Origin of the sequence: Pseudomonas brassicacearum (assembly GCF_003732265.1) — a bacterium.
GTDB classification, from domain to species: Bacteria; Pseudomonadota; Gammaproteobacteria; order Pseudomonadales; family Pseudomonadaceae; genus Aquipseudomonas; species Aquipseudomonas brassicacearum_D.
In genome coordinates this window covers 80,638-107,300 of the sequence record NZ_MOBK01000002.1, presented here as the reverse complement: position 1 = coordinate 107,300, position 26,663 = coordinate 80,638, and the positions used below count along the sequence as shown (strand labels likewise).

The 26,663-nt window shown below is 59.5% G+C and carries 22 protein-coding genes; 11 read left to right on the top strand and 11 right to left on the bottom strand.

Annotated features, from left to right (window positions below; translation table 11 throughout):
* Positions 1-95 precede the first annotated feature (95 nt).
* Together BK660_RS06555 and BK660_RS06550 are read right to left on the bottom strand one after the other, a co-directional pair.
* On the bottom strand, positions 96-557 hold the full coding sequence (locus BK660_RS06555; protein ID WP_123432636.1) for a MarR family winged helix-turn-helix transcriptional regulator: 462 nt from the start codon (positions 555-557) through the stop codon (positions 96-98).
* 70 nt (positions 558-627) lie between these two features.
* On the bottom strand, positions 628-1,584 hold the full coding sequence (locus BK660_RS06550) for a LysR family transcriptional regulator (RefSeq protein WP_123432635.1): 957 nt from the start codon (positions 1,582-1,584) through the stop codon (positions 628-630).
* 122 nt (positions 1,585-1,706) lie between these two features.
* Here BK660_RS06550 and BK660_RS06545 point away from each other — a divergent pair, with 122 nt between their 5' ends.
* Positions 1,707-2,441, top strand: coding sequence for a sulfite exporter TauE/SafE family protein (locus tag BK660_RS06545; protein WP_185045029.1), 735 nt, complete (start codon positions 1,707-1,709; stop codon positions 2,439-2,441).
* Here BK660_RS06545 and BK660_RS06540 read toward each other — a convergent pair.
* Positions 2,431-3,285, bottom strand: coding sequence for a LysR substrate-binding domain-containing protein (locus BK660_RS06540; protein WP_123432634.1), 855 nt, complete (start codon positions 3,283-3,285; stop codon positions 2,431-2,433). The two genes, BK660_RS06545 and BK660_RS06540, sit on opposite strands and share 11 nt — an antisense overlap.
* Positions 3,286-3,381: 96 nt before the next feature.
* Here BK660_RS06540 and BK660_RS06535 point away from each other — a divergent pair, with 96 nt between their 5' ends.
* On the top strand, positions 3,382-3,597 hold the full coding sequence (locus tag BK660_RS06535; RefSeq protein ID WP_046032413.1) for a DUF1127 domain-containing protein: 216 nt from the start codon (positions 3,382-3,384) through the stop codon (positions 3,595-3,597).
* 64 nt (positions 3,598-3,661) lie between these two features.
* Complete coding sequence (locus BK660_RS06530) at positions 3,662-4,891, top strand: winged helix-turn-helix domain-containing protein (protein ID WP_123432633.1); 1,230 nt, start codon at positions 3,662-3,664, stop codon at positions 4,889-4,891.
* A 102-nt stretch (positions 4,892-4,993) separates the two neighbouring features.
* Here BK660_RS06530 and BK660_RS06525 read toward each other — a convergent pair whose 3' ends face one another.
* Positions 4,994-6,340, bottom strand: a complete 1,347-nt coding sequence (locus BK660_RS06525; RefSeq protein ID WP_123432632.1) for a class II 3-deoxy-7-phosphoheptulonate synthase — start codon at positions 6,338-6,340, stop codon at positions 4,994-4,996.
* A gap of 162 nt (positions 6,341-6,502) precedes the next feature.
* On the opposite strand from BK660_RS06525, the gene BK660_RS06520 reads away from it, so the two are divergent.
* Complete coding sequence (locus BK660_RS06520) at positions 6,503-7,258, top strand: spermidine synthase (RefSeq protein ID WP_123432631.1); 756 nt, start codon at positions 6,503-6,505, stop codon at positions 7,256-7,258.
* Positions 7,259-7,369: 111 nt separating this feature from the next.
* On the opposite strand, the gene BK660_RS06510 is transcribed toward BK660_RS06520, so the two are convergent.
* A complete protein-coding gene (locus BK660_RS06510; protein WP_123432630.1) occupies positions 7,370-8,161 on the bottom strand; it encodes a crotonase/enoyl-CoA hydratase family protein in 792 nt (263 codons plus the stop codon).
* 421 nt (positions 8,162-8,582) lie between these two features.
* Here BK660_RS06510 and BK660_RS06500 point away from each other — a divergent pair, with 421 nt between their 5' ends.
* Complete coding sequence (locus BK660_RS06500; RefSeq protein WP_007943712.1) at positions 8,583-10,256, top strand: DEAD/DEAH box helicase; 1,674 nt, start codon at positions 8,583-8,585, stop codon at positions 10,254-10,256.
* 105 nt (positions 10,257-10,361) lie between these two features.
* Here BK660_RS06500 and BK660_RS06495 read toward each other — a convergent pair whose 3' ends face one another.
* Positions 10,362-11,129 carry a DODA-type extradiol aromatic ring-opening family dioxygenase gene (locus BK660_RS06495; protein ID WP_123432629.1) on the bottom strand — a complete coding sequence of 256 codons (768 nt, stop codon included), beginning with the start codon at positions 11,127-11,129 and terminating at the stop codon, positions 10,362-10,364.
* Between the two features lie 103 nt (positions 11,130-11,232).
* Here BK660_RS06495 and BK660_RS06490 point away from each other — a divergent pair, with 103 nt between their 5' ends.
* Complete coding sequence (locus tag BK660_RS06490) at positions 11,233-11,889, top strand: thiopurine S-methyltransferase (RefSeq protein WP_123432628.1); 657 nt, start codon at positions 11,233-11,235, stop codon at positions 11,887-11,889.
* A 195-nt stretch (positions 11,890-12,084) separates the two neighbouring features.
* Here the strand turns inward: BK660_RS06490 and htpX are convergent, their stop codons facing one another.
* Positions 12,085-12,975 carry a protease HtpX gene (htpX, locus tag BK660_RS06485; protein WP_027925729.1) on the bottom strand — a complete coding sequence of 297 codons (891 nt, stop codon included), beginning with the start codon at positions 12,973-12,975 and terminating at the stop codon, positions 12,085-12,087.
* A gap of 317 nt (positions 12,976-13,292) precedes the next feature.
* Positions 13,293-14,504 (bottom strand): pyridoxal phosphate-dependent aminotransferase, encoded by a 1,212-nt coding sequence (locus BK660_RS06480; RefSeq protein WP_123432627.1) that lies wholly within the window; start codon positions 14,502-14,504, stop codon positions 13,293-13,295.
* A 226-nt stretch (positions 14,505-14,730) separates the two neighbouring features.
* On the opposite strand from BK660_RS06480, the gene msrB reads away from it, so the two are divergent.
* The 3 genes from msrB to BK660_RS06465 all read left to right on the top strand — a co-directional run bounded on the left by msrB (position 14,731) and on the right by BK660_RS06465 (position 16,173).
* Positions 14,731-15,126: a peptide-methionine (R)-S-oxide reductase MsrB gene (gene msrB, locus BK660_RS06475; protein WP_123432626.1), complete on the top strand. Its 396-nt coding sequence runs from the start codon at positions 14,731-14,733 to the stop codon at positions 15,124-15,126.
* Between the two features lie 103 nt (positions 15,127-15,229).
* Positions 15,230-15,715 carry a glutathione peroxidase gene (locus BK660_RS06470; RefSeq protein ID WP_007943706.1) on the top strand — a complete coding sequence of 162 codons (486 nt, stop codon included), beginning with the start codon at positions 15,230-15,232 and terminating at the stop codon, positions 15,713-15,715.
* Positions 15,712-16,173 carry a MarR family winged helix-turn-helix transcriptional regulator gene (locus BK660_RS06465; RefSeq protein ID WP_059182407.1) on the top strand — a complete coding sequence of 154 codons (462 nt, stop codon included), beginning with the start codon at positions 15,712-15,714 and terminating at the stop codon, positions 16,171-16,173. Before BK660_RS06470 ends, BK660_RS06465 begins: the two co-directional genes overlap by 4 nt.
* Here the strand turns inward: BK660_RS06465 and BK660_RS06460 are convergent.
* Positions 16,157-18,478 (bottom strand): hybrid sensor histidine kinase/response regulator, encoded by a 2,322-nt coding sequence (locus BK660_RS06460; RefSeq protein WP_123432625.1) that lies wholly within the window; start codon positions 18,476-18,478, stop codon positions 16,157-16,159. The genes BK660_RS06465 and BK660_RS06460 overlap by 17 nt on opposite strands.
* Before the next feature lie 166 nt (positions 18,479-18,644).
* Between BK660_RS06460 and BK660_RS06455 the strand changes: the two genes are divergently transcribed.
* Positions 18,645-19,535 carry an ATP-binding protein gene (locus tag BK660_RS06455; protein ID WP_123432624.1) on the top strand — a complete coding sequence of 297 codons (891 nt, stop codon included), beginning with the start codon at positions 18,645-18,647 and terminating at the stop codon, positions 19,533-19,535.
* Positions 19,532-20,014: a GAF domain-containing protein gene (locus tag BK660_RS06450; protein ID WP_123432623.1), complete on the top strand. Its 483-nt coding sequence runs from the start codon at positions 19,532-19,534 to the stop codon at positions 20,012-20,014. The genes BK660_RS06455 and BK660_RS06450 overlap by 4 nt, the downstream gene beginning before the upstream one ends.
* Here the strand turns inward: BK660_RS06450 and BK660_RS06445 are convergent, their stop codons facing one another.
* Both BK660_RS06445 and BK660_RS06440 read right to left on the bottom strand, forming a co-directional pair.
* A complete protein-coding gene (locus BK660_RS06445; protein WP_123432622.1) occupies positions 20,015-22,963 on the bottom strand; it encodes an HD domain-containing phosphohydrolase in 2,949 nt (982 codons plus the stop codon).
* Positions 22,964-23,012: 49 nt separating this feature from the next.
* Positions 23,013-26,657 (bottom strand): transporter substrate-binding domain-containing protein, encoded by a 3,645-nt coding sequence (locus BK660_RS06440; RefSeq protein ID WP_123432621.1) that lies wholly within the window; start codon positions 26,655-26,657, stop codon positions 23,013-23,015.
* Between the last annotated feature and the right edge of the window lie 6 nt (positions 26,658-26,663).

Sequence of the window (26,663 nt, the reverse complement as noted above, 5' to 3'; positions counted from 1 at the left end):
CGCGAATGCGGTGTGTCAGTCAACATCAATGCTGAATGTCACACCGCATTCGCGAGCAAGCCCGCTCCCACAGGGGATCTACTTTGGCTGGGGGATCAGAGGCTTTCCTGCAGATTGCCGCGCAGCACTTGCAGCTCCGCTTGCAGTTTGTTCAGTCGTTCCACGGTCATTCCGCTGGCGCCGAGGATGCACTGCGGAATGCTCCGTGCCTGTTCCCGCAAGGCGCGACCCTGTTCGGTGAGTTCGACGATCACCACGCGTTCGTCTTCGCGGCTGCGGGTGCGGCTGAGCAGCCCTTCGACCTCCAGGCGCTTGAGCAACGGCGTCAGCGAGCCGGGATCGGTCAGCAGTCGCGTGCTGATTTCACCCACGGTCAAACCATCGCGTTCCCACAGCACCATCATCGCCAGGTATTGCGGATAGGTCAGGCCCAGCGCTTGCAACAGCGGTTTATAGACCTTGGTCATCAGCAGCGAAGTCGAGTGCAGGGCGAAACAGGCCTGATTATCCAGCAGCAGTTGTTCGCAGGTATCCGGGGTGTCGCGTTCGGTGGTCATCTCAAAAGCCTTGATCGGTAATCTTCATGAATCTAGCGGGCGAATCTTTAATGCGCCATATAATTTTCGACTAGTGGCGATCCAGCGTGTTCTGCAGTGCCAGGTCCCACGGCGGGATGGGGCTGAAGCGAGTCTTGAGGTATTCCAGCAACAACCGGCTGCGCGAGTTGGGCTGTTGCGCCAGTCGCAAGGCATAGATGCCGGCACTCTCCGGTTTCGGCAGCCCGTTATCGCAGAACAGCGGCAGCAGTTCACCGCGCAGCAGGTATTCGCTGGCCAGCCAGGTCGGCAGGTGGGCGATGCCCAGTCCGGCCAGGGCGCCACAGAGCAACGCCTCGGCATTGTTGGCGCTCATGCGGATCCGCGCCGGGCGGTGCAAATGCAGGTGCCCATCGCGTTCGAAGCGCCAGGCGAAGGGCGGGGCCAGGCCATCCCAATCGAGGCCATCGTGATCGACTAACTGTGCCGGCTCGGTCGGCACGCCGCGGCGTTGTAAATAGTCCGGGCTGGCGCAGGCAACGCGCACCAAGCTCGCCAGTGGCGTGGCCACCAGCCGGGTGTCGGCCATCTGCCCGGCGCGCAGCACCAGATCGACCTTGCCCAGGTTCAAGCCCTGCATGTCGACGAAGCTGTCGATCAGGTGCAATTGAACGTCGAGGCCGGGGTACAGCATCAGGAAGTCGGCAATCACCGGTGCCAGATGCCGTCGCCCGAATGCCGCGGGCGCATCGATCCTGATCAAGCCTTCCGGCGCGCTGCTCAGGGACACCGCCTCGGCCCGTGCCAGCCGAAGCTCGGCGACGATTCGTCGGGCGCGCTCGGCAAAGGCCAGGCCCGCCGGGGTTGGCATCACGGCGTGAGTGCTGCGGGTGAACAACTGGCTGCCGACGGCCTTTTCCAGGCTATCGATGCGCCGCGCCACGGCCGATGGGGTCAGGGGATGGCGGCGGGAGGCCGCGGAGAAGCTTCCGGATTCCAGTACATCAAGAAACAGCCCAAGCTGTTCGGTCAATTGATTAGGGTTCATGGTGATCACGGCTGTGCGAGATTGGCACAGCCATTGTGCGCTGCTGTGCGTTTCCGCGCCATCGCGGACTGCGTAGCATGAACACCCTGACAAATGAGGAATTCCCTGTGATCGAGTTTGTGATGTATCTGGTGTTTGGCGCGGCCCTCGGCACCTTCGGCGGGTTGTTCGGGATCGGCGGCGGTTTGATCGCGATCCCGTTGCTGGGCGTGCTGTTCGGGCTCGATCAACAGATCGCCCAAGGCACCGCGCTGGTGATGGTCGTACCCAACGTCATGCTGGCGCTGTGGCGCTATCACCAGCGCAATCGCATTGAATTGCGCCACGCGTTGCCCTTGGCGTCGATGGGGTTCTGTTTTGCCTGGATCGGTTCGATCTGGGCGGTCGGCATCGATGCACAAACCATGCGTATCGGCTTTGTCGCGTTCCTGGTGGCGCTGTCGGCCTACAACCTGCTCCGAATGTTCATCGCCAACACTCCGGCCTCGGCGCAGATGCATTACGGCTGGCCATGGCTGGGTGTACTCGGTGCGGCTTCCGGGGCCATGGGCGGCTTGTTTGGTGTAGGCGGGGCGGTGGTGGCGACGCCGGTGTTGACCAGCGTGTTCGGCACCAGCCAAGTGGTGGCCCAAGGGTTATCACTGGCGCTGGCATTACCCAGCACCGGCGTGACCCTGGTGACTTACGCAGTGCACCATCAGGTCGACTGGCTGATTGGCGTGCCGTTGGCCGTCGGCGGGTTGATGAGCATCAGTTGGGGCGTGAAAATCGCCCACGCAATGCCGGAGCGACTGCTGCGCGGGTTGTTCTGCGGATTTCTGGTGTGCTCCGCGGTGATGCTCGCGTTTAAAGTTTGAAGCCTTCGACGATGTGCTCGGCCAGGCACTCGGTGATCGGCGACGGATTGTGCAAGTTGCGAACGAGCATGATGCAGGCTTCCGGCAACTGCGGCAGGTCTTCGGCGTCGCCGAGAATGCGCATGTCCGGGGTGATCAGGCTTTCCAGTTGCGCGGTCACCGCCAGCCCGGCACTGACCACGGCCATCAACGCCGACAGGCTCGAACTGTTGTAGGCAATGCGGTAATCACGGCCCATCGCATCCAGCGCATTACACGCCCACAAGCGGCAGAAACAATCACTGTTGAACATCGCCAGAGGCAGCGGCGTCTGCTCATGGGCGCTGAAGCATTGTGCCTCGGCCCAGACGAAACGTTCCTTGCGCAACAACTGGCCAATCTCGGTGCCGGGCTCGCGGGTGACGATGGACAGGTCCAGATCCTGGCGTTGCAGCAATTGTTTAGATGATTCGCAATGAACCTCGATCTGGATCAGCGGATAGCTTTTGGCGAAGCGCGACAAAATCCCCGGCAGAAAACGCATCACGTAATCGTCCGGCGTACCGATGCGCACGGTGCCGACCATGTGCGGCTCACGCAGCGTGTTGAACACTTCGCTGTGGAGTTTGAGGATGCGCCGCGCATACCCCAGCAAAACCTGGCCTTCAGCGGTCAGTTTGACTTGTCGCCCATCGCGTTCGAACAGTTGGCGCTGCAACACGTCCTCTTCCAGGCGTTTCATCTGCATGCTCACCGCCGACTGCGTGCGGTTGACCAATTCGCCGGCGCGGGTAAAACCGCCCTGATCGGCGATGGCGACAAAGGTGCGCAGGACATCCGTATCGATACTGGGGAAAGCCGACATCCATCAATCTCCGAGATGGTTACCATCAGAAACATTCGTTGGATTGATCTTATCGCTGGGGCGAGACTTGAGCCATCCCCAACGGAGGACAACAAGATGAAAGGTCATAACGAGGTTGTAACGGAACAAAAATTCTCAACCCACGTGGTATCGGATCTGCTGCACAAGTTTAGTCGCTGGTACGAACTTCATCGCGAGCGCGAGCTGCTGGCGAGCCTGAGCGATGAAGCACTGAAGGACATCGGCATGAGTCGCGCCGACGTCGAACATGAATCGGTCAGGCCGTTCTGGGATGATCCGATGCATAAATGATGAGGCCATTGCTACACAAACCCCTCTCTGGTGAGGTAGTTTGCGAGCAGACACGGAGGTATTCATGCCCGCGACGCTGTCCTTTTCCAACAAGCAAGCTCGACGTCTGGCACTGGCTGCCCAAGGGTTCAATGGGCGCCAGCCGCCAGCGGCGATCAAACCGGTTCAGCTCAACCGACTGATCGAGCGGCTGGGCATTCTGCAGATCGATTCGGTCAATGCGTTGGTGCGTTCGCACTACCTTCCCTTGTTTTCCCGCCTCGGCAATTACTCATCCGACTTGCTCGATCAGGCTGCCTGGAGTCAGGGCCGACGTCGCACGTTGTTTGAATATTGGGGGCACGAAGCCTCGTTGTTGCCATTATCGATGTATCCCCTGATGCGTTGGCGCATGCAGCGCGCTACGCGTGGCGAAGATATTTATCAGCAACTGGCGCGTTTCGGGCGTGAACAACAGGACACGATCCGCCGGGTGCTGGCGTCGGTCGAAGAACTCGGCGCCCTGGGTGCCGGAAGCCTGTCGACCCGTGAGGAACGGGCCGGGCCGTGGTGGGACTGGAGCGCGGAAAAACATGCGCTGGAATGGTTGTTTGCCGCCGGTGAAGTGACGGTGGCGGGGCGTCGTGGGTTTGAACGACTTTATGATTTGCCGGAGCGGGTGATTCCTTCAGCCATTTTGCAGCAGCCGGAGCTCAGTGAGGCCGAGGCTCAGCGCGGATTGTTATTGCACGCGGTGACGGCGTTGGGTGTCGGCACGGAAAAGGACCTGCGGGACTATTTTCGCTTGAACCCGGCAGACAGTCGGCCGCGTCTGGCGGAACTGGTCGAGGCCGGTGAGTTGCTGAGCTGCGAAGTGCACGGCTGGCGGCAACCGGCGTATTGCCTGCCCGAGCCGAAAGTGCCGCGCAAGGTCGAGGCTAGTGCATTGCTTTCACCCTTTGATTCGCTGATCTGGGAACGCAGCCGCACCGAGCGGTTGTTTGATTTCCGCTATCGGCTGGAGATTTACACGCCGCAGGACAAGCGGGTTTACGGGTATTACGTGTTGCCGTTTTTGCACAACGAACGGATTGCCGCGCGGGTGGATCTGCGGGCGGAGCGGGCGTTGGGACGGTTGGCGGTGCACGCGGTACACGAGGAAGAGCCAGGACTGGATGATGAGGGGATGCAGGCGTTGGCGGTCAATTTGCGGCGGATGGCGGACTGGTTGGGGCTTGAGCGGGTGCAGTTGAATTGTCAGCGGGTGAGTGCTGCTCGGTTGCGGGTGGCATTGGCACAGATTGGTGGTGATTGAATCGACGCCTTCGCGAGCAAGTCGAATCGTCGCACCGCCGCTCCCACATTAGACCGAGATCAAATGTGGGAGCGGGCTTGCTCGCGAAGGGTTTGATGCGGTCTAGCGCCGAACTTGCTTCAATGTCTCAGCAATCAAAAACGCCAATTCCAGCGACTGATCAGCATTCATCCGCGGATCACAATGGGTGTGATACCGGTCCGACAGCCCATCCTCGGTAATCGGCCGCGCCCCACCAATGCATTCGGTCACGTTCTGCCCGGTCATCTCGATATGGATGCCGCCGGCGTAACTGCCTTCCGCCTGGTGAACCTGGAAGAACTGCTTCACCTCGCCGAGGATCTGCGCGAAGTCGCGGGTCTTGTAGCCGCTGCTCGCCTTGATGGTGTTGCCGTGCATCGGGTCGGAACTCCACAGCACCTGCTTGCCTTCGCGCTGCACCGCGCGAATCAGCGCCGGCAAATGATCGCCGACCTTGTTCGCGCCCATCCGGGCGATCAGGTTCAGACGACCCGGATCGTTGTCCGGGTTCAGCACGTCGATCAGGCGAATCAGGTCTTCAGGGTTCATGCTCGGGCCGACTTTGACTCCGATCGGGTTATTCACCCCGCGCAGGAACTCGACGTGCGCGCCGTCGAGCTGACGGGTGCGGTCGCCGATCCAGAGCATGTGCGCAGAGCAATCGTAGTAATCGTTGGTCAGGCTGTCGCGCCGCACGAAAGCTTCTTCGTAATTGAGCAGCAGCGCTTCGTGGGCGGTGAAGAAACTGGTTTCGCGCAATTGCGGCGAAGTGTCCATGCCGCAGGCGCGCATGAACGCCAGGGTTTCATCGATACGGTCGGCCAGGTGGCTGTATTTTTCCGCCAGTGCCGAGTTGGCGATGAAGTCCAGGTTCCACTTGTGTACCTGATGCAGGTCGGCAAATCCGCCTTGGGCGAACGCGCGGAGCAGGTTCAGGGTGGCGGTGGACTGGTGGTAAGACTGAAGCAGGCGCTCCGGGTCCGGCACGCGGCTCTTCTCGTCGAAACCGATGCCATTGACGATGTCGCCACGGTAGGCGGGCAGGGTCACGCCGTCGATGGTTTCGTCGTTGGCTGAACGCGGCTTGGCGAACTGACCGGCCATGCGCCCGACCTTGACCACCGGGCAGCCGGCAGCGAAGGTCATGACGATCGCCATTTGCAGCAGGACTTTGAAGGTGTCGCGAATTTTCGCAGCGGAGAACTCGGCAAAGCTCTCGGCGCAATCGCCACCCTGCAACAGGAACGCGCGCCCCTGGGTCACTTCGGCAAACTGACGGCGCAACTCCCGGGCCTCACCGGCAAACACCAGCGGCGGATAACTGGCCAGGGTTTGCTCGACCTGCTGCAAATGCGCGGCGTCGGGGTATTGAGGTTGTTGCTGGATCGGCAGGGCGCGCCAGCTGTCAGGGCTCCAGGGTTGGCTCATCACGTTCTCTAGTGTTTTACGCTCGGACGGTCATGTTATCAGCAATTAGTGCGTGACCTGTTCCCGTCGCTTCGCGGACAATCGCGCCTTTGCCGCGCCCCCTCGCGGTTTTATTGCGCTGCTGTTTATCACAGGTCGGCGCGGCAGCAATCAGGAGACGAAATGACTGAGGAGCGCGTCGAGCATCTGCTCGCCGAGGTACAGGATGAGTTCGGCGTGATACGCGTGCTGGAAGTCGCCGACTACCGTTTTCTGGAGTTCGGCGATGCCATTGAGCAGAGCTGCGTTTTCACCGCTGATCCGAGCTGGCTCGAGTACGACTACACCCGGGCGATGCTGATCGGTGCGCTGTGCCACGAACAGCCGGAAAGCGCACTGTTTCTGGGGCTTGGCGCGGGCACGCTGACCCAGGCTTGCCTGAAGTTCCTGCCACTGGAAGATGTCGAAGCGATTGAATTGCGCCCGGATGTGCCGCGCCTGGCCATTGAATACCTGGGGCTGGACGATGATCCTCGGCTGTATATCCGGGTGGGTGATGCGCTGGAGTTGCTCGATACCGCTGAACCGGCGGACCTGATTTTCGTCGACCTTTACACCGATGTCGGTCCGGGTGTCGGGCATCTGGCGTGGAGCTTCCTGGAAAACTGTCAGAAGCGCTTGAATCCGGGTGGCTGGCTGGTGATCAACCAATGGGCCACCGATGATGGCAAGCCGTTGGGCGCGGCGTTGTTGCGCGGGCTCTATCACCGGCATTACTGGGAGCTGCCGGTGAAGGAGGGCAATGTGATTTTGATCGTGCCTTCGGAGCTGGATCAGGAGCTGGACATGGACGGACTTGTCGCTCGCGCTGAAGGGTTGGCGCCGCGGTTGGGGTATTCGTTGCAGTCGCTGATCAAGGCGATTCGCCCGGCGACATAAGTCGTTGTCTATTCGGGCCCCTTCGCGAGCAAGCCCGCTCCCACATTAGACTGCGATCAAATGTGGGAGCGGGGCTTGCTCGCGAAGGGACCATGAAAGCCAACACAGATCTCAAAGCCCTTTGAAGATGCCAGGCCGCTTCTCGACCATCGACCGCACACCCTCCTTGGCATCCTCACTTGCCAACAATTTCTTCACCAACGGCGGCAAGCCCTGCGCCGCGGCGGTTTCTCCTTCATAACGCGCCTGTCGCGCCGACATCAGCGTCGCCTGAACTCCCAACGGCGCCTGCCGGGCAATCCGTTCCGCCAATTCAATCGCCCGTGGCAGCAGATCCTCGCTGGCCATGACTTCCTGCACCAGGCCCAGATGCAACGCGTCATGTGCATCAAACTCATCGCCGGTCAGCAGCCAACGCATGGCATTGCCCCAGCCGGCGACCTGATGCAGACGTAATGTCGCGCCACCAAACGGGAAGATCCCGCGCTGCACTTCTTTCTGGGCAAAGCGGGTATTACTGGCGCACAGGTTGATGTCAGCGGCGAGCATCAACTCGATGCCGATGGTCAAGCAGTAGCCCTGCGCGGCCACAATCACCGGTTTGCTGACGCGGGGGCCGGCAAAAACCCCCCATGGATCGCAGCCGCCCGGCGGGGCCTGCCAGCCTTCGGCCAATGCCGCGCTGGCACTGACCAGGTCGAGCCCGGCGGTGAAATGCTCGCCATGGCCGAACACCACCGCGACCCGCGACTCGCTGTCGGCCTCGAATTCGCCGTAGGCCAGGCTCAGTTCGTTGAGCAGCTCAAGGTCGAAGGCGTTGCGCTTGGCCACCCGATCCAGGCCGATCATCAGGACATGGCCGTGTCGTTCGCGGGTGACACGACTGCAAGCGGGCTGATTCATGGAACAATTCCTCGGGCGGGAAGGGTATGTCAGACCGCAGGTCTGCCTGTTGACGATGAACCGTTTTAGCGCCATCACCAGCAGGGCCGGGCCTTTGAAAAATAGACCGTCTCAGGATTATCCGCAAAGCCTGTGACACAACGGTGTATCCGTCAGTTTTCCGACAAATAATGCTCCCTTTTTGGGCGAATTCCGGTATAGTGCGCGCCGGCCTTTAACCGGGCCGCGTTTAGGTAGCGCAATTCCCCGAAGTCAGCTTCGGCTGCACGTCCGCACAGCGGACTCTCCCTTGACGAATCTTTTTCATTCATTCGTTTTCGCAAATCCCCGCCGACAAAGCAGCCAGGGCGACTCTTGAGTCTTACACGGCATGCGCAGCTTTGGAGCATGGGTCTTTGCGGATGCACTTAGAGGCAGACCCATGACCCAGGAAACCGGCGGCTTCGCCGCTTTTAATCTTAATCCGAATATCCTTGCAGCCGTCATTGCGACTGGCTACGAAGAGCCTTCGGCTATTCAGCAGCAATCGATCCCGATCATCATGGCCGGCCACGACATGATTGGCCAAGCGCAAACCGGTACCGGTAAAACCGCCGCGTTCGCCCTGCCAATCCTGCATCGCATCGATCCTGCAAAGCGCGAACCGCAAGCCCTGATCCTGGCGCCAACCCGTGAGTTGGCGCTGCAAGTAGCAACCGCTTTCGAAACCTACGCCAAGCAAATGCCGGGCGTTACCGTTGTGGCCGTTTACGGCGGCGCCCCTATGGGTCCACAACTGAAAGCAATCCGTAATGGCGCACAGATCGTTGTCGCCACTCCGGGCCGTCTGTGCGACCACCTGCGTCGTGACGAAAAAGTCCTGGCTACCGTGAACCACCTGGTTCTCGACGAAGCGGACGAAATGCTCAAACTGGGTTTCATGGACGACCTCGAAGTTATCTTCAAGGCTCTGCCTGCAACCCGTCAGACCGTATTGTTCTCGGCCACACTGCCACAGTCGATCCGTGCCATTGCCGAACGCCATCTGCGCGATCCGCAACACGTGAAGATCCAGACCAAGACTCAGACCGTTACCGCGATCGAACAGGCTCACCTGTTGGTTCACGCTGACCAGAAGACCTCGGCTGTATTGAGCCTGCTGGAAGTGGAAGATTTCGACGCCCTGATCATGTTCGTGCGCACCAAGCAAGCGACCCTGGACCTGGCCAGTGCCCTGGAAGCCAAAGGCTACAAAGCCGCTGCGCTGAACGGTGACATTGCTCAGAACCAGCGTGAGCGCGTGATCGAATCCCTCAAGGATGGCCGTCTGGACATCGTTGTGGCGACCGACGTTGCTGCTCGTGGCCTGGACGTTCCGCGCATCACTCACGTGTTCAACGTTGACATGCCGTACGACCCAGAATCCTACGTTCACCGTATCGGCCGTACCGGCCGTGCTGGTCGCGAAGGTCGTGCACTGCTGCTGGTGACTCCGCGTGAGCGCCGCATGCTGCAAGTGATCGAGCGTGTAACCGGTCAAAAGGTTGCCGAAGTTCGCCTGCCGGACGCCCAGGCCGTTCTCGATGCCCGCATCAAGAAACTGACCAACAGCCTGTCGCCGCTGGTGGCTGATGCCGAGTCGACTCACGGTGATCTGCTGGATCGTCTGACTGCCGACATCGGTTGCACTCCACGTGCACTGGCCGCTGCTCTGCTGCGCAAGGCAACCAACGCTCAGGCGTTGACCCTGGCTGCGATCGAGAAAGAACGTCCACTGGTGCCGAACAACGCACCGCGTGGCGATCGTCCAGAGCGTACCGGTGATCGTCCGGACCGTGGTGATCGTGAGCGTCGTGCTCCGGTTCCATTGGCTGAAGGTCGTGCTCGTTGCCGTACCGCGCTGGGTGCGCGTGACGGTATCGCTGCCAAGAACCTGCTGGGCGCTATCCTGAATGAAGGCGGTTTGGCTCGTGAAGCCATCGGCCGCATCCAGGTACGTGACAGCTTCAGCCTCGTCGAGCTGCCGGAAGATGGTCTGGAGAAGTTGCTGACCAAACTGAAGGACACTCGCGTTGCCGGTAAGCAGTTGAAGCTGCGTCGCTATCGCGAAGATTGATCCGCTCTTGAGCTGATTGATCGCCTATAAAAAATCCCCGACTGGCTCGGGGATTTTTTTTGCCTGATCGTTCCCACGCGGAGCGTGGGAACGATCGATGCAGGCTCAGCCGAAGCGGTAAATGTCCATCCCCAGCGCGCCCATGGTGAATCCCTGATGCGCAATGCTGAATTCACCTCCGGCGCTGCGAGCAAAGTACAACGGCAACAGATGCTCATCGCTAGGGTGATTACGCACGGCATTGGGCGCTTGCTGACGATAATCGTGCAGCGCCGCTTCATCGTCGGCCGCGAGTTTCTCGATCATCCAGTCGCAGAAGGATTTAGCCCACGGCTCGACGCTTTCCGGGCCCGCATGCCAATCCAGTTCACGCAGGTTGTGCGTGATGCTGCCAGAGCCGATCAATAGCACGCCATGCTCACGCAGGCTGGCCAAGGCATGGCCGACGCGGGTTTGCAGGGCAGGGCCGCCACGCGTGGGCAGCGAGACTTGCACAATGGGGATATCGGCTTGCGGATACATCAACGTCAAAGGCACCCAGACACCGTGATCGAACGGGCGTTTGGCATCGATGCGTGCTGGCAGATCGGCGGCCTTCAGTAACTCGACAACCTCTGCCGCCAACTGGGGATTACCGGGTGCCGGGTACTGAACGTCGAACAAAGCCTGCGGAAAGCCGCCGAAGTCGTGCCAGGTTTCCGGCTGGGGATTGCCGCTGACCAGCAGCTCATTGCTTTCCCAATGCGCAGATACGATCACGATGGCTTTTGGTTTCGGCAATTCGGCGGCCAATCGAGCGAGCGCCGGCCCGCTGGCCCCCGGTTCCAGTGCCAACATGGGCGAGCCATGGGATATGTACAGGCTGGGGAACATGTAAGAGCTCCTGAGGGGTAAGATGGCGTCATCTTCAGTCAGATCATTGATCTAAATCTAATATAAGTTTTAGGGTCTTTTGATCGAATTTTCGGGATTAATTATGCAGCCGGAGTTTTGGCACAAGCGGTGGACGACGAATCAGATCGGCTTTCACCTGCCGGAAGTGAATCCTTATCTGCAACGGTACTGGCCGCAGCTGGGCCTGGAAGAGGGATCGCGCGTACTGGTGCCTCTATGCGGGAAAAGCCTGGATCTGCTGTGGCTGGCGAAGTGCGGTCACGAGGTGTTGGGCGTCGAGCTGTCGGAGAAAGCGGTGGAAGACTTTTTCCACGAGCATCAATTTGATCCGGACGTCAGCGACCAAGGCCCCTTCACGGTCTATCGGGCGGGTTCGATCGAGATCTGGTGTGGTGATTTCTTCGCGTTGACTGCGGGCGATGTCGCCGACTGCAGCGCACTGTACGACCGCGCCGCGTTGATTGCCTTGCCACCGAAGATGCGTGAGCAGTACGCCGCGCACCTCACGCGGATTTTGCCGAAGGAGTCGCTGGGGTTGCTGATTACTCTGGACTACGACCAGGCGCAAATGGAAGGCCCGCCGTTTGCTGTGCTGGATGATGAAGTGCAGCGGTTGTTTGGTGGCTCGTGGGCGCTGAAGATTCTGGAGGATCAGGATGTGTTGAGTTCGAGCGGGAAATTCCTCGAGGCGGGAGTTACCCGGCTTGAAGAGCGGGTGTATCGGGTTTCCAGCCGGTAAGGTGTGTTGAGTTTGCTGGCCTCTTCGCCAGCAGGCTCGCTCCCACAGTAGATCTTCTGTGATTGCACAATTTGTGTTCACCAAAGACCCACTGTGGGAGCGAGCCTGCTCGCGAAGGGGCACTAAAGAGCACTGCATCAACCAAGCAAACAAAAAAGGCCCGCATCACTGCGGGCCTTTTTTGTTGCTGAACAATCAGCGCTGAAGACGATGCAGCGCGTTGATACGTTCTTCCAGCGGCGGGTGGCTCATGAACATCCGGGCGAACCCTTGCTTGATGCCACCGTTGATGCCAAAGGCGTTCAGGGTGTCCGGCATGTGTACCGGCAGGCCCTGTTCGGCGCGCAGGCGTTGCAGGGCGCCGATCATCGCGGCAGTACCGGCCAGGCGTGCACCGGCTTCGTCGGCACGGAATTCACGCTTGCGCGAGAACCACATGACGATGGAGCTGGCCAGAATGCCCAGCACCAGTTCGGCGAAGATGGTTGCCACGTAGTAGGCAATCCCCTGGCCTTCTTCGTTCTTGAAGATCACCTTGTCGACAAAGTTGCCGATGATCCGCGCGAAGAACATCACAAAGGTGTTCACCACGCCCTGAATCAGCGCCAGGGTGACCATGTCGCCATTGGCGACGTGGCCAATTTCGTGGGCCAGCACGGCTTTCACTTCATCAGGCGAGAAACGCTCCAGCAAGCCCTGGCTGACCGCGACCAGTGCGTCGTTCTTGTTCCAGCCTGTGGCGAACGCGTTCGCCTCGTAGGCCGGGAAAATCCCGACTTCAGGCATCTTGATCCCGGCTTCCCGGGACAGTTGCTCGACGGTTTGCAGCAGCCATTGCTCGTGACGGGTGCGTGGCTGGGTGATGATCTGGGTGCTGGTGCTCATCTTCGCCATCCATTTGGAGATGAACAGCGAGAACAGCGAACCGGCAAAACCAAAGACCGCACAGAAAATCAGCAGCTGATTGAGGTTCAGATCAACCCCGTTGGCCGCCATGAACCCGTTGAAGCCGAAAAGGCTCAGGGTGATGCTGGCAATCAGCACGACCGCCAGGTTAGTGGCCAAAAACAGCAGGATGCGCATCATGGTTGTAGAAATCTCCTCGTGCTAAAGATGTAGCTTACTGCGGGGTATATAAGGTGCTGCACCGGGCTATTCAACCGGGTGACTATTTCAAACTGTGTCCTACGGCAACAGTCTAGCCGCTTGCAGGCCTTTTCCGACGCGAGCATAGGAAATGTTTGACAGGCAAAGCGCGGCGCAGGCCCCGTGATTGTTAGACACGACCACCCAACAAGTGATCAGGCATGACTTGAAGCAAGGATGTGTGGCAGGACGCAGAGATGTGTTGCTGAATTAATCACCGTGCGACTTTCGCAAAAAGTCGCACGGTGACTGACCCTCTACTGACGGTAGGACTTGAGGAAGCTGCCGATCCGCCCGATGGCCATCTCCAGGTCATCCACGCGCGGCAGGGTCACCACGCGGAAGTGATCCGGCCAAGGCCAGTTGAAGGCTGTGCCCTGAACCACCAGCAGCTTCTCGGAGAGCAGCAGGTCGAGCACGAACTTCTCGTCGTTATGGATCGGGCAGACTTTCGGGTCGATCCGCGGGAACGCATACAGCGCGCCCATCGGCTTGACGCAGGTGACGCCCGGAATGTCGTTGAGCAGTTCCCAGGTGCGATTACGCTGTTCCAGCAAACGGCCCTGCGGCAGCACCAGGTCATTGATACTCTGATAGCCACCCAGCGCGGTCTGGATCGCGTGCTGGCTCGGCACGTTGGCACACAGGCGCATATTGGCCAGCATGTCGATGCCTTCGATGTAGCTCTGCGCGTGATGTTTCGGGCCGGAGATGGCGATCCAGCCGGAACGGAAACCGGCCACGCGATAGGACTTGGACAGACCGTTGAAGGTCAGGCACAACAGGTCCGGGGCCAGGGATGCGGTGCAAATGTGCACGGCGTCGTCGTACAGAATCTTGTCGTAGATCTCATCCGAGAACACCACCAGGTTGTGCTGGCGCGCCAGTTCGAGCATGCCCAGCAACACTTCCTTCGAATACACCGCACCGGTCGGGTTGTTCGGGTTGATGATCACCAGTGCCTTGGTGTTCGGAGTGATCTTGGCCTTGATGTCGGCCAGGTCCGGCCACCAGTTGGCTTGTTCGTCGCACAGGTAATGCACCGGGTTGCCGCCCGACAGGCTGACTGCGGCCGTCCACAGCGGATAGTCCGGGGCCGGCACCAGCACTTCGTCGCCGTTGTTGAGAAGGGCCTGCATCGACATCACGATCAGCTCGGAAACACCGTTGCCCAGGTAGATATCTTCGATGCCGACACCTTCAACCTGCTTCTGCTGGTAGTACTGCATCACAGCCTTGCGTGCGCTGAACAGGCCTTTGGAATCGCTATAGCCCTGGGCGGTCGGCAGATTGCGGATCACGTCCTGGAGGATTTCATCCGGCGCTTCGAAACCAAAAGGCGCCGGGTTGCCAATGTTCAGCTTGAGGATGCGATGACCTTCCTCTTCCAGGCGTTTGGCGTGCTTGAGCACTGGGCCGCGAATGTCGTAGCAGACGTTGGCGAGCTTGTTCGATTTGCTGACCTGCATGGCGATGTGATCCCGAAAATGAACGATCCAGGCGGTGTATGAACTACCGTACTGGGAATCCTGCGTATTCACACAGGCCTGACGCCTTGAGATGCAGCACCCATAAATCCGTTTGAATGCGCGTGGTCTGGCTGCCAGACTGGCGTTTGACGAGGCGCAATCATACGTGCCGCCCGATCCGTGGAAAAGGTACAGATCGGGCTTTTTCAGTTGCTGAGGTGTGATGATGGAAAAGTTGGAAAAAACCCTGGAAGAATGGAAGGCGATGCTCGACCCGGAGCAGTACAACGTGTGCCGCCTCAAGGGCACCGAGCGGCCGTTTTCCGGTAAATACAACGACAGCAAGGTCGACGGCGTTTACCACTGCATCTGCTGCAACAAGCCGCTGTTCGACTCCAAGACCAAATTTGACTCCGGCTGCGGCTGGCCGAGCTTCTACGCACCGATCGGCGGCAGCGCCATGGTCGAGATTCGTGACGTCAGCCACGGCATGATCCGCACCGAAGTGGTCTGCGCCAAATGCGATGCTCACCTGGGGCATGTGTTCCCGGATGGTCCGCCGCCGACCGGCCTGCGTTATTGCATCAACTCGGTGTGCCTGGACCTGGTGCCGCGCGAATAAGTCATCGGGAGTGATCGGTTGATCGCTCTCCGGATATTTAAATTGCACACAATTCAATTGCTCGCTATGTTTATCCCGTCTTCTTTCATCAAGAGTGCAAGTCATGACCGACAACCTGCTGAGCATCCCGTGTACCACCATCAAGGGTGAGCAAAAGACCCTGGCCGATTACGCCGGCAAAGCCGTACTCGTGGTCAATACCGCCAGCAAGTGCGGCTTCACCCCGCAATACAAAGGTCTGGAAGAGTTGTGGCAAACCTACAAGGACCAAGGGTTAGTGGTGCTCGGCTTTCCGTGCAACCAGTTCGGCAAGCAGGAACCCGGCAATGAAGGCGCCATTTCCGAATTCTGCGAATTGAACTTCGGTGTCAGCTTCCCGCTGTTCAAGAAGATCGAAGTCAACGGTGCCGGCGCCCATCCGTTATTCGTTCAATTGAAAAAACGCGCTCCGGGTGTACTGGGTTCGCAGGGCATCAAGTGGAACTTCACCAAGTTCCTGATCGGCAAGGACGGTCAGTTGGTCAAGCGCTTCGCCCCGGCGACCAAACCGCAGGACCTGAGCCGCGAGATCGAAGCCCTGCTCAAATGAACAGCCTGTCAGTCGATTCGCTGAAGCTCGACAGTCAGCTCTGCTTCAAGCTGTACGCCGCTTCCCGGGCGGTGATTCGTGCCTACAAGCCGATGCTCGACCAGCTCGGCCTGACCTATCCGCAATACCTGGCCATGCTGGTGTTGTGGGAATGGCAGGAGGCGGCCCCCGAGCAACCGACGGTCAAGGCGCTGGGCGAGCGACTGGCGCTGGATTCCGGCACCCTGACGCCGTTGCTCAAGCGACTTGAACAATTGCAACTGGTGCAGCGTCAGCGTTCGGCTCGTGATGAGCGTGAGGTGCACCTCAGTCTGTCACCGGCCGGCAAGGCGCTGCGTGATCAGGTCGGCCCGCTCAAGGCGCGCCTGTTGTGCGACAGCGGGGTGGATCTGGATCGCCTGAGTGATCTGCGTAATGGTCTCGATCATTTGTTGGGGCAGATCAAGGCACTGTCGTAGTGGGAACCCATAGATCAAGCAGCGCGGCCAGTTCTTCGCGGCGGAAGGGCTTGGCCAAATAGTCGCTCATGCCCGCCGCGCGGCAGCGTTCGCGCTCCTCGGACATGGCGTTGGCGGTCAGCGCGACGATGGGCAGTTGCGGCCAGCGTCCGCTGCGACGTATTTGCCGACTGGCTTCGTAGCCGTCCATCACCGGCATGTTGCAGTCCATCAACACCAGGTCGAAGTCGCTTTGCTCCAGTTGATCCAGCGCTTCGGCCCCGTGAGCGGCGACGATGACCTCGCAGCCCAATTTGCCGAGCATGCCCTTGGCAACCAACTGATTGACCGGGTTGTCCTCGACGAGCAATACCCGTCCGCGCCGCAGGTGGGGAAGGGCTTCGATCCGCGCGCCATTGATCATCGTGGTTTCTGGCTGCAAGACCCGCCGCAAAGTCTGGTAAAGCGCATTGCGCGCCAGCGGTCGTGCCTGTTGCTGCAAGGGGGCGAGGGCGCTCGCCTGTTCGCTGGGCATGAAGTTGCCATAAGCGGTCACCAGCAGAATCGGCGCGTCAAGGGTGGGGCGCAGGCCAAACAGGCATTCGGGGCAGTCGGTGATCAAGACATCAGGTTCAAGCCCTAGCAGCGAGTCATCGATGGAGCGCTGTTGATAGTCGAGTCCCCACGCCGGCAGCAGGGTTTTCAGCAGCTCGGCCAGACCGCTGCTGGCAGCGGTGATCGCAATGACCTTGCCGGACAGCGGTGCCGGGGACATGGCGCGAGTGTGGGCAGGCAGCGGCAGGTCGGCGCAGAACTGGCTGCCAAAACCGGCTTCCGAACTGATCGTCAGGCGTCCCTGCATGGCTTCGCAGAGGTTATAGGTCAGGGCCAGGCCCAGCCCCGTACCGCCGAACTGTCGGGTGATGCCGGCGCCGGCCTGGGTAAACGGCTGGAAGATCTTGACCTGGGCATCGTGGGCGATCCCGATGCCGGTGTCGCAAACTTCGATCCTGACCCCCTCTTCGAAGGCAGACAGACGCAAATCGACCCGACCGAAGCGGGTGAACTTGAGCGCATTGGACAACAGGTTGCTGACGATCTGCCGCACCCGGGTCGGGTCCCCCAGCACCAGTGCCGGAAATTGCGGATCGATCAGGCATGTCAACTCCACGCTCGGCGCCGCATTCTGAGAAAGCAGGTTGGCGGTGTCTTCGACCAGCGCGCCAAGGTCGAACGGAATGTGTTCGAGCTCCAGTTGACCTGCATCGAATTTCGACAGGTCGAGAATATCGTTGAGCAGTTCCACCAGCACTTTGCCCGAGTCATGGGCGATCGACAGTTGTTGTTGCTGTTCGGCCGTGAGCGGGCCGTCCAGCGACAGCGCGATCATTCCCAACAGGCCATTGAGAGGGGTGCGGATTTCATGGCTCATGTTCGCCAGAAAGACCGAACGTGCTTCAGCCATCTCGATGGCCGTGGTGCGCGCGACTTCCAGTTCCTGATTGGATTGGCTGAGCCGGGCATTGATCGCCTTGAGTTCCGCGGTGCGTGCCGAAACGATGTTTTCCAGTTGACTGAGGTAGTCGGTCAGACGGTTTTCGGCGTTGCGTCGTTGCTGGATTTCGGTGGCGATGTTTTCGAATTGTTGGTTGGCGACTTTGACCAGCACACCGATTTCATCGTTTTTATGCCCCGCCGGGTATTCCAGCCAGGTTGGCTCTGCGCTGCGTGGGTCGCGGCCACTGAGTTCGCGGATGACCCGCACCAGGGGTTTGGTCAGCATCACGTAGAACAGCGCCAGCAAAATGCCTGTCAGGATCAGGCTTCGGGCGAAGCCGTTGAGCAGCGTCACTTCGGCCCGGCGCAGGAAGCGGCTGCCGAAGGCGTAGGTGTCGACTTCCAGTTGCAAGGTGCCGAGGGATTCATTGGGCAGGTGATCGAGAAACAGACGGTCTTCGAACTGCCGATTGGCGCCGAACAGGAAGTCGCTGATGACTCGATAGCTACTTTGCGCGCTGGGGCGTTTGACGCTGGCCAGCACGGTATTGTTGTTGTCGGTGAGTTTCGCGCTGAGGATCGCCGGCGAGCGCACCAGGCCCATGGTCAGTTCCTGGGCGAGTTCGGCGTCGATGTTGTAGGCGATGCGCGAGGCGGGGTTGTGGCTGATTTCCAGCAAAGACAGTATTTCGCGGTTGATGGAGGCGTCTTCGCTGGCATAATCGATGCCTATTTGCAGCAGGCTGAGCAGCGTGCCCAGAATGAAACCGACCAGCACAGTAAGCCTGGCTTGCTTGTATGACAGCCGGTGGGTGAATTTGATGTCCATGGGGTGTTGAACCACTTCCGTTTCCTTTCGCTGCTCAAGCATAGTCGATCATGCATGGATTCCGATGTTCTCGCGAACCCCTGAGCAGGGGATAAACCGGGCACTGAACGCTGTGTTTTCGTTGCTGTATCGCCATCATCACTGTGAACGTGCCCGAGGAGAAGACGTGGACGCCCGATTGAATGCTTTTCTTGAACGCGCCGATGCTGTTTTGGCCCGTATCGAGCCGCTGCTGCCCGCACCTCGGCAAGCCATCGACTGGAACCAATGCCTGGCCGCGCGCTGGCAACGCGAGGGGCGCAGCGGTTTTCTGCTGCCGCTGCACGTCAGCCTCGACATGCGCTTGTCCGACCTGATCGGCGTCGACCGGCAACTGGAGCAACTGGGGCGAAATACCCAGCAGTTCCTCGACGGCATGCCGGCCAACCACGCGTTGCTCTGGGGCTCGCGCGGCACCGGTAAATCGTCGCTGGTGCGGGCCTTGCTGGCCGAACACGCCCAGGCCGGTTTGCGCCTGATCGAGATCGAGCGCGATCACCTGGCGGACCTGCCGCGCGTGGTCGAGCAAATCGCCAAGTTGCCGCAGCGCTTTGTGCTGTTCTGCGATGACCTGTCGTTCGAGGCGGGCGAGGGCGACTATCGCGTACTCAAGAGCGTGCTCGACGGCTCGCTCGAACAAGCGCCGGACAATGTTCTGCTGTACGCCACGTCCAACCGTCGCCACCTGGTGCCGGAAAAGGAAAGCGATAACGAAAACTGGAAACGCGTCGACGGTGAACTGCACCCCAGCGAGGCGGTGGAAGACAAGATCGCGCTGTCGGACCGCTTCGGCCTGTGGCTGTCGTTTTATCCGTTTACTCAGGAACATTTCCTCAACGTCGTCGAACACTGGATCGGTCAACTGGCCGGCAAGGCCGGTCTTGAGTGGCAGCGTGACGAAGAGCTGGACATCCTCGCGGTGCGTTGGGCCGGTGGCCGAGGCAATCGCAATGGACGTTGCGCTTATCAATTTGCCCGCTATTGGGTCGGGCTCAAGCTGTTGGAGCACAAAGCATGATTGATTTACAGAAGAGCGGCCAAGGGCTGGATGGTTACGGCATGTTGTGGGCGCAGCTGGAATCGTTGCTGGCGGACGAGCGTGATTTCATTGCCAACGCTGCGCAATTCTCGGCCTTCCTGTTCAACCAGCTCGAAGATTTGAACTGGGCCGGTTTCTACCTCAATCGCAACGAAGAACTGGTGCTCGGTCCCTTCCAGGGGCAAATCGCCTGCGTGCGGATTCCGTTTGGTCGCGGTGTGTGCGGGACGGCCGCGTCGACCTTGCAGACTCAATTGGTTGAAGACGTGCACGCCTTTCCCGGGCATATCGCGTGCGACAGCGCATCGAACAGCGAACTGGTTGTGCCGCTGGTCAAGGACGGTCGACTGATCGGTGTGCTGGACCTCGACAGCCCGAAACTGGCGCGGTTTACCGCTGAGGATCAAGCCGGCATCGAGCGCCTGGCGGAGATTTTCCTGCGCCTGACCGATTGCTGATCAGGCACTCAAGCCTGCCTTGACCAGCAGGCTGGTCGGGTCGACGGCGTCAATTTGCTGCGGATCGAGGAATCGTTCTGCGTACTGCAGATAAATGCGTGCCTGGACGAACAGCCCGAACAGCTCCGGGTCGATGTGGGCGTCACGGCACATGTTGGCCATGATGCCCAAGGCCTCGCTCAAGGTTTTGGCCTTCTTGTACGGGCGATCGGCAGCGGTCAGCGCTTCGAAAATATCGGCAATCGCCATCATGCGCGCCGGCAGGCTCATCTCTTCGCGCTTCAGCTGTTTGGGATAACCGGTGCCGTCCATTTTCTCGTGATGGCCGCCGGCGATCTCCGCGACGTTGTCGAGGTGGCTGGGGAAGGGCAGACGGCTGAGCATCAGGATCGTCTGCACCATGTGATGATTGATGATGTAGCGCTCCTCGCGAGTCAGCGTGCCTCGGGTGATGCTCAGGTTATAGAGTTCGCCCCGGTTGTATTTGTACTGCGGCACATCGAGTTTGAAACCCCACGGATTGTCAGCCGGAATCAGCTCGCTTTCGGCACGTTCAAACAGATGCTCGGGTTTGTCCGCCAGTAATGGCTCGCTGACCGGCAGCGTCGGGGCCGGTGTGCGTGCCTGGCGGCGATTCTCTTCCCATGAAACCCCAAGCCGATCATCCAGGGTACGGGTCCAGGTGCGTTGAGCAATGCCGCGCAAGCGTTGCAGGTCGGCTTCGGCCACGGCCTCGCCGCCCAGATTGCAGTGGGCAATGAACGCAAAATCATCGTCCAGACCTGCCAGGGTGGCGTTACGCAATTCGGCCAGGTGATGTTCGTCGCCGCCGTGGGCAATGGCCTGCCAGTAATTGATCCAGGCGTCGCGCTTGAGCACTTCGAAACGTGTGCGGATTTCGTGGATACGGTCGTTCAGGGTTTCAAGTTTGGTGGCTTTGTCGACCACATATTCCGGGGTGGTGACTTTGCCGCAGTCGTGCAGCCACGCCGCGATGTGCAGGGCTTCCCATTCATCTTCCGTGGGGTGAAAACCGCTGAAGGCCGGTTCCTGACTGGCGGCGGCAGCCTCGGCGAGCATCAGCGTCAATTCCGGCACTCGCTGACAATGCCCGCCGGTGTAAGGACTTTTGGCATCGATGGCGCCAGCCAGTAATTGAATGAAAGAGTCCAGCAGTTGTTTCTGCCGGGCTTGCAAACGCTGGCTTTCAATACTCACCGCTGCCGCGCCAGATACTGCCTGGAGAAATGCGATTCGGTCCGGACGCAGCTTTTCCAGTTCGTTTTGTGTGCCACTGTCGGCGAGCAAGAGGACCAGCAGGCCGACGGTTTCGTTATGCCGATTGTGCAACCGGATACCGATCAGGTGAACCCGCGGGCATTCCAGCGCCAGCAGCACCTTTTGCAGATCTGCTGCGTTTTCGAAGCCCAGGCTGGTGACCACATTGTCGGCGCTGGACAACTGCTGCATCCACTGAGGGCTCCGTGAATCCTGGAGTTCGTAGCCTTGAATACCAAACGCCGGCAACGCCTGGGAGGTCTCGTTGATCACCAGGCCATGGGGCTCCATGCGGTCGCCCTCCTGCTCGCGCAGGTAAATCAGGCCCGCCTGGGCCTGCCCGATCTTCACGGTTTCGAACAGCACCCGTTGCAGCAACGGTGCGAAACGGGTCTCGGCGCTCAGGCTGTCAGAAATCTGGAAAAAACTCGCCAGGGTGTCCTTCATGCGTGTCATCGACACGCTCAGTTGGTCGACTTCCAGCACGGGCGAGCGTCGGCTGACGGGAAAGTTGAAATTGAAACTGCGGATCGCATCGGCTTCCTGCACCAGTGCGCGCAAGGGTTTGACAAGAATTCTGGAGGTAAGCCACCCCAGCGGCAGGCACAACAACAACGTTGCCAGGGTGATCAGCCCGCCTTGCCAGCGCATGCGGTAGGCATCGACCAGTAATTCATCTTCGGGCACCAACAGCGCCAGCTGCAATCCTTGCGGCCCGCCTTCCTGCATGCTGCTGCGGGCGACAATCCATTCGCGACCGGCGGCGTCCAGGCGATTTCCCTCGGGCGGATGGGTGAGCAGGGCACCGAGTGCCGGATTCAGATCGGCCGCCTTGATCAGGCGTGCGGTCTGGTCGTCGACGATCAGCCTGTTGCTGTCGGGATAGGCAACGGCGTTGCCCTCGGCATCGAACAGCACGATTTCGGTATGGGGGGTCACCACATGTTTGGCCAGCGTCGCCGACAGTTCGGCGAGGGTCAGGTCGGCGCCCATCACCGCGTTTTCGCCGCTGCGCCGGGCTAGCGTCGTCCCGACATGGTGAGTGGAGAAAAACACATAGGGTTCGGTGGTGATCTGGCCCTCATCGCTGCGAGCGCTGGTGAACCAGGCGCGAGTGCGCGGATCGTAGGTTTCTTCAGGGTTATCCTGGCGGCTGACGAGCGCCAGGTGTTGATCAAAAAACAAGGACTGGGACCGCGACTTTCCGGTGCCGGAGTGGTGTTCGATGCTCCAGACCTGATAGGCCGCAGTGTCAGGGGCATTGGTGAGCGTTCTCAGGGCGGGGGTGCGCAGGGGGCGCACCATGAAAAAGTCGCCGTTACCGTATCCCAGGTACAGCGAGGCCAGGTTGGGATTGTCTTTGAGCGACTGGCTAAAGGGTTTCAGCAGCGCGAGCCGTTGCTCCAGCGCGGTGGCCTCCGTCGCCGGGTTGTCCGCCAGCAGGCTCAGCAGGTGGCGAATCGGTTCATAAGTGCCCTGAAGGTCCAGCCGGACATCCTGTTCGATGCGATTGAACAGTTTTTCACTGCTGGACAGGATGATCTGCGTGGTTTGCCGGTAATTGAAAATGCCCAGCACCACGCCCGTGAGCAGCAGCAAGAAGGTAAACATCACGCTGATATGGACGTGCAGCGGAAACCTGCGTTGATCGGGGCGCAGTGGGTTGGACATTACTGGTCTCTCCGTGATGGTTAACACACTGCTCAGCGTCCAAGCATAGTTAAGGCTCCATCATTCTGCTTCTGTCGTTGTGCCCTATTTGTTGTTGCAATGCGTGCTCCAGCTCGAGCATGGCGTGCTTGATGGCTTGGGTGCAGTCGGCTACGTTTTCGGGGTGAAACGTTTCACGGCAGGCGCTTTCGAGCGCCTCGCAGCTGTCGATCAATCGACCCGCCTGGACGATGCGCGCCGCCCCCTTGATTTTGTGAGCGATATCGAGGAATGACTGGCGGTCTTTGCACTGTGACAAATCCAGCAATTCCTGGCGGTCCAGACGATTGCTGTTCAGCACTTCGAGCAACAGACGTTGATCCAGCTTCGGATTGCCGCCAGTGAGCAATTGCAGCCCTTCAAGGCTGAACGCGGGGAGACGGGCGATCGGCTTGACGCGTTCAATCCACAGTCTCAAGGCTGCCAGGCTGAGGGGTTTGAACAGGCAGTCGTCCATCCCGGCGTCTTTGCAGCGTTGTACTTCTTCCGGCTGTGCGTTGGCGGTGAAGCCCAGCAGGGTGCACGCCGCGCGCGACTGTTGCTGTTCGTGTTGGCGAATCAGGCGGGCAAGTTCGTAGCCATTCATGACCGGCATGTTGCAATCGACAATTACCAGATCGAACTGCCCGTGCTTCCATGCCTCGAACCCGGTTTCGCCATCCGTTTCAGCACGGTGGTGGTGCCCCAAAAACTCCAGTTGCTGGCACATGAGCAGGCGATTGGCCGGGTGATCGTCGACCACCAGGACCTTCAACGGAGTTGAGGTGGATTGAACCGGTGCTTCGACGATTTTCGGCAGCAGGTCTGGCGGCAATGTCGTCAGGTGCAGCGTTATCTCGACCTGCGTGCCGTCACCGGGTTTGCTGCGCAATTGCAGGCTGCCGCCCATCATCTCGCACAGGGTACGGCTGATCACCAGGCCAAGCCCGGCGCCTCCCCGGTTCGACTGCGTGCTGTGTGTCGCCTGGGCGAATGGCTCGAACAGTCGCTGTTGATCCTGCTCGCTGATGCCGATTCCGCTGTCCTGAACCTGCACGCGAAACCTGACCCGGTCAGGCTCCTCAGTGGCTTGCCACTCCAGCACAATCCGGACCTGACCCTGTTCGGTAAACTTGATGGCGTTGCTGATCAGATTGGACAGCACCTGCTTGAAGCGCATCGGGTCGATCAGCACATCGTTTGGCAGTTGAGCAGGACTCAAGTCCAGTAACAGGCGCAGGTTTTTCTGCCGGGCGAGGCCGTCGAAGATCCTCACGACCGACGTTACCGTTTCATTCAGGTTGACGCGTTCCGGGTTCAGGTTCAGGTGCCCGGATTCGATGCGCGCGATATCGAGAATGTCCCCGATCAGTTCCAGCAGGTCTTTCGCCGAGTTGTACGCGACGTCGATGGCGGATCGGTCGGGATGAGCCGGCTCGATACGCTTGAGGGTCAGCTCGAGCATGCCGATGATTGCATTCATCGGGGTACGGATCTCATGGCTCATGGTCGCCAGAAAAGTGCTTTTGGCCCTGTTCGCCTCATCGGCGCGTTCCTTGGCCGCTCGAAGGTCATCGAACAGTTGTCGCCGCTCGCTGATGTCGATCCAGCCACCAATGATGCCCTGCACTTCACCGCTCGAGTCCCGGTAGGGCAGCACCCAGTGATAAATCGTCAACTGGCGACTGCCGATGTGCAACGTGCGGTCGAGAATCAGCGGTGTACCTTCGTTTACGACTCGCTGATAGTCAGCTTCAAACTCCCGGGCCTCGAACGCATTGCTCAGCTTGCCTTGAATGACGCTTTTGCCGATCACGTCTTCGTACTTTGCGCTGAAGGCCTGCAGGTAACTGTCGTTGCAGGTTTGCAGCAACCCCTGGCGGTCACGCACGTAGATCGGATGCGGCGTGCCATTGACCAGTGAGCGCATGAACTCAAGTTGGTCATTCAGCGCGAGTTCGGCTGCCTGACGCTGCTTGATTTGACGACGCATGTAAGCGTTCCAGGCAACAGACATCAGTAACAGCACGCCAACACCCAACACCACTTGATAGAACACCCGGTGGTAGTTGCGCCAGGTGTTTTGCGACGTCGAGGAGTAACCCCGCCAGCGACTGTTGATAATGCCCAATTCTTGCGGGGTGATGCTCAGCAATGCCTTGTCGAGGATGGCGCTCAATTCTTTGGCATCGCGCCCGGTCGCCAGCGAGAACGCAGCCTGTTGCGTGCCAACGGTGGAACTGATCTGAAGCGTCTGTTCAAAGACTCTGGATGAGATGAAGTAGTTGGCGATCACCAGCGAGGTTACGGCGCCTTCAGCCTGACCTTCTGCAACCAGTTGTACGGCACTGAAGGTGTCGGGCGTTTCTATCAGGTTGACGTTCGGGAATTCGCGACGCAGGTAATCCACCATCGGATTACCTTGGGCAATCGTCAGGCGTTTACCCGAAAACTGTGTGAGGTCAATCGGGCTGTCAGCCACTTTGCGCGTCAAAAGGACAAAAGAATTTTCCAGATAAGGACGGCTGAAGTTCACCAGCGTTTCACGGTGGGCGCTGGGCAGCAGAGCGGCAATCAGGTCGGTCTGATGCTGACTGATGCGCTCGATCATCTCGTCATCGCTTCGGCTGCGATGGATCTCGAAGCGCAGACCGGTGCGCAACCTGATCAGTTCGAGCAGATCGGCGGCGACACCTCGAAAGTTGTCGTCGTTATCGAAAAATGTCAGCGGCGCAAACGCCTCATTGACCACCACGCTAACCACCGGATGTTGCGCCAGCCAGCGTTCTTCACGAGTGGTAAGTTGCAGTTTGTGATCGGTGAGAAGGATGTCACTGCCTGCACTCCAGCGTTTGGCGATCTCTTCGCGCGAATGGGTGGGTGTGGCATTCAGTATCGTGTTGATGATCCCAAGCAGTTCCGGGTTGTTTCGGTGCACGGCAAAACTGAAACCGTGGACTTCGTGTTTACCGAAGTTAGCCATCCGGACGTTGTTCAGGTAACCCTTGTTGATCAGGTAGTGGGTTGAAATGGTGTCGCCGAGAAAGACATCTGCCTGATCGAACGCGACCGCGTTAATTGCGTTCTGGTAAGACGGGTAGACCGTGATGATCGCCTTCGGATAAAGGGCTTTGACTTCTTCCATCGGTAAGTAGTGGTACACCATGCTCAACCGCAATCCGGCCAGTCCGTCGGACAGGGATCGGTTTTCTCCTTCTCGTGTCACCAGAACCGGTTGATCCGCGGCGTAAGGTGTCGACAGCACAATGTCGGCGTTGCGTGCCTCAAATCCGTTGGCGCTGCCGAGCATGTCGACCTCGCCGTTTTCCAGCGCCTCGATGGCGTCTTCCCGGGATGCGTAGCGCTGAACCTTGACTGGCAGGCCGGTCGCCTTGCCAAGGATGCCCGCGTAATCGGCGGTGAAGCCTTCATAGTCGCTGCCGCTGCTGGTCAGGTCGAAAGGCGGGTAATCGGGGGCTGAGCTGCCCAGAATCAGTTCGCGTTTGTTTTTGATCCATTGTCGCTGTGATTTATCCAGCTGTACTTCCATGTGCCCGACCATTGAGCGACTGAGCAGGGTGTAATGCTCGCTGGCGGAGTGTGTCGCAGACACTGACGTGCTCAGGCATAAGCCGGCGGTGATCAGTATCAGATAATCCTTTAAACGACTGGGCATCCGGTC

Coding starts and splice junctions, on each gene's coding strand:
- BK660_RS06550 (WP_123432635.1), bottom strand. CDS start 1,584: ATGAACCCTAATCAATTGACCGAACAGCTTGGGCTGTTTCTTGATGTA.
- htpX (WP_027925729.1), bottom strand. CDS start 12,975: ATGATGCGCATCCTGCTGTTTTTGGCCACTAACCTGGCGGTCGTGCTG.
- BK660_RS06520 (WP_123432631.1), top strand. CDS start 6,503: ATGACTGAGGAGCGCGTCGAGCATCTGCTCGCCGAGGTACAGGATGAG.
- BK660_RS06540 (WP_123432634.1), bottom strand. CDS start 3,285: ATGTCGGCTTTCCCCAGTATCGATACGGATGTCCTGCGCACCTTTGTC.
- BK660_RS06495 (WP_123432629.1), bottom strand. CDS start 11,129: ATGTTCCCCAGCCTGTACATATCCCATGGCTCGCCCATGTTGGCACTG.
- BK660_RS06460 (WP_123432625.1), bottom strand. CDS start 18,478: ATGGACATCAAATTCACCCACCGGCTGTCATACAAGCAAGCCAGGCTT.
- BK660_RS06525 (WP_123432632.1), bottom strand. CDS start 6,340: ATGAGCCAACCCTGGAGCCCTGACAGCTGGCGCGCCCTGCCGATCCAG.
- msrB (WP_123432626.1), top strand. CDS start 14,731: ATGGAAAAGTTGGAAAAAACCCTGGAAGAATGGAAGGCGATGCTCGAC.
- BK660_RS06490 (WP_123432628.1), top strand. CDS start 11,233: ATGCAGCCGGAGTTTTGGCACAAGCGGTGGACGACGAATCAGATCGGC.
- BK660_RS06465 (WP_059182407.1), top strand. CDS start 15,712: ATGAACAGCCTGTCAGTCGATTCGCTGAAGCTCGACAGTCAGCTCTGC.
- BK660_RS06450 (WP_123432623.1), top strand. CDS start 19,532: ATGATTGATTTACAGAAGAGCGGCCAAGGGCTGGATGGTTACGGCATG.
- BK660_RS06530 (WP_123432633.1), top strand. CDS start 3,662: ATGCCCGCGACGCTGTCCTTTTCCAACAAGCAAGCTCGACGTCTGGCA.
- BK660_RS06555 (WP_123432636.1), bottom strand. CDS start 557: ATGACCACCGAACGCGACACCCCGGATACCTGCGAACAACTGCTGCTG.
- BK660_RS06500 (WP_007943712.1), top strand. CDS start 8,583: ATGACCCAGGAAACCGGCGGCTTCGCCGCTTTTAATCTTAATCCGAAT.
- BK660_RS06535 (WP_046032413.1), top strand. CDS start 3,382: ATGAAAGGTCATAACGAGGTTGTAACGGAACAAAAATTCTCAACCCAC.
- BK660_RS06480 (WP_123432627.1), bottom strand. CDS start 14,504: ATGCAGGTCAGCAAATCGAACAAGCTCGCCAACGTCTGCTACGACATT.
- BK660_RS06440 (WP_123432621.1), bottom strand. CDS start 26,657: ATGCCCAGTCGTTTAAAGGATTATCTGATACTGATCACCGCCGGCTTA.
- BK660_RS06445 (WP_123432622.1), bottom strand. CDS start 22,963: ATGTCCAACCCACTGCGCCCCGATCAACGCAGGTTTCCGCTGCACGTC.
- BK660_RS06470 (WP_007943706.1), top strand. CDS start 15,230: ATGACCGACAACCTGCTGAGCATCCCGTGTACCACCATCAAGGGTGAG.
- BK660_RS06510 (WP_123432630.1), bottom strand. CDS start 8,161: ATGAATCAGCCCGCTTGCAGTCGTGTCACCCGCGAACGACACGGCCAT.
- BK660_RS06545 (WP_185045029.1), top strand. CDS start 1,707: ATGTATCTGGTGTTTGGCGCGGCCCTCGGCACCTTCGGCGGGTTGTTC.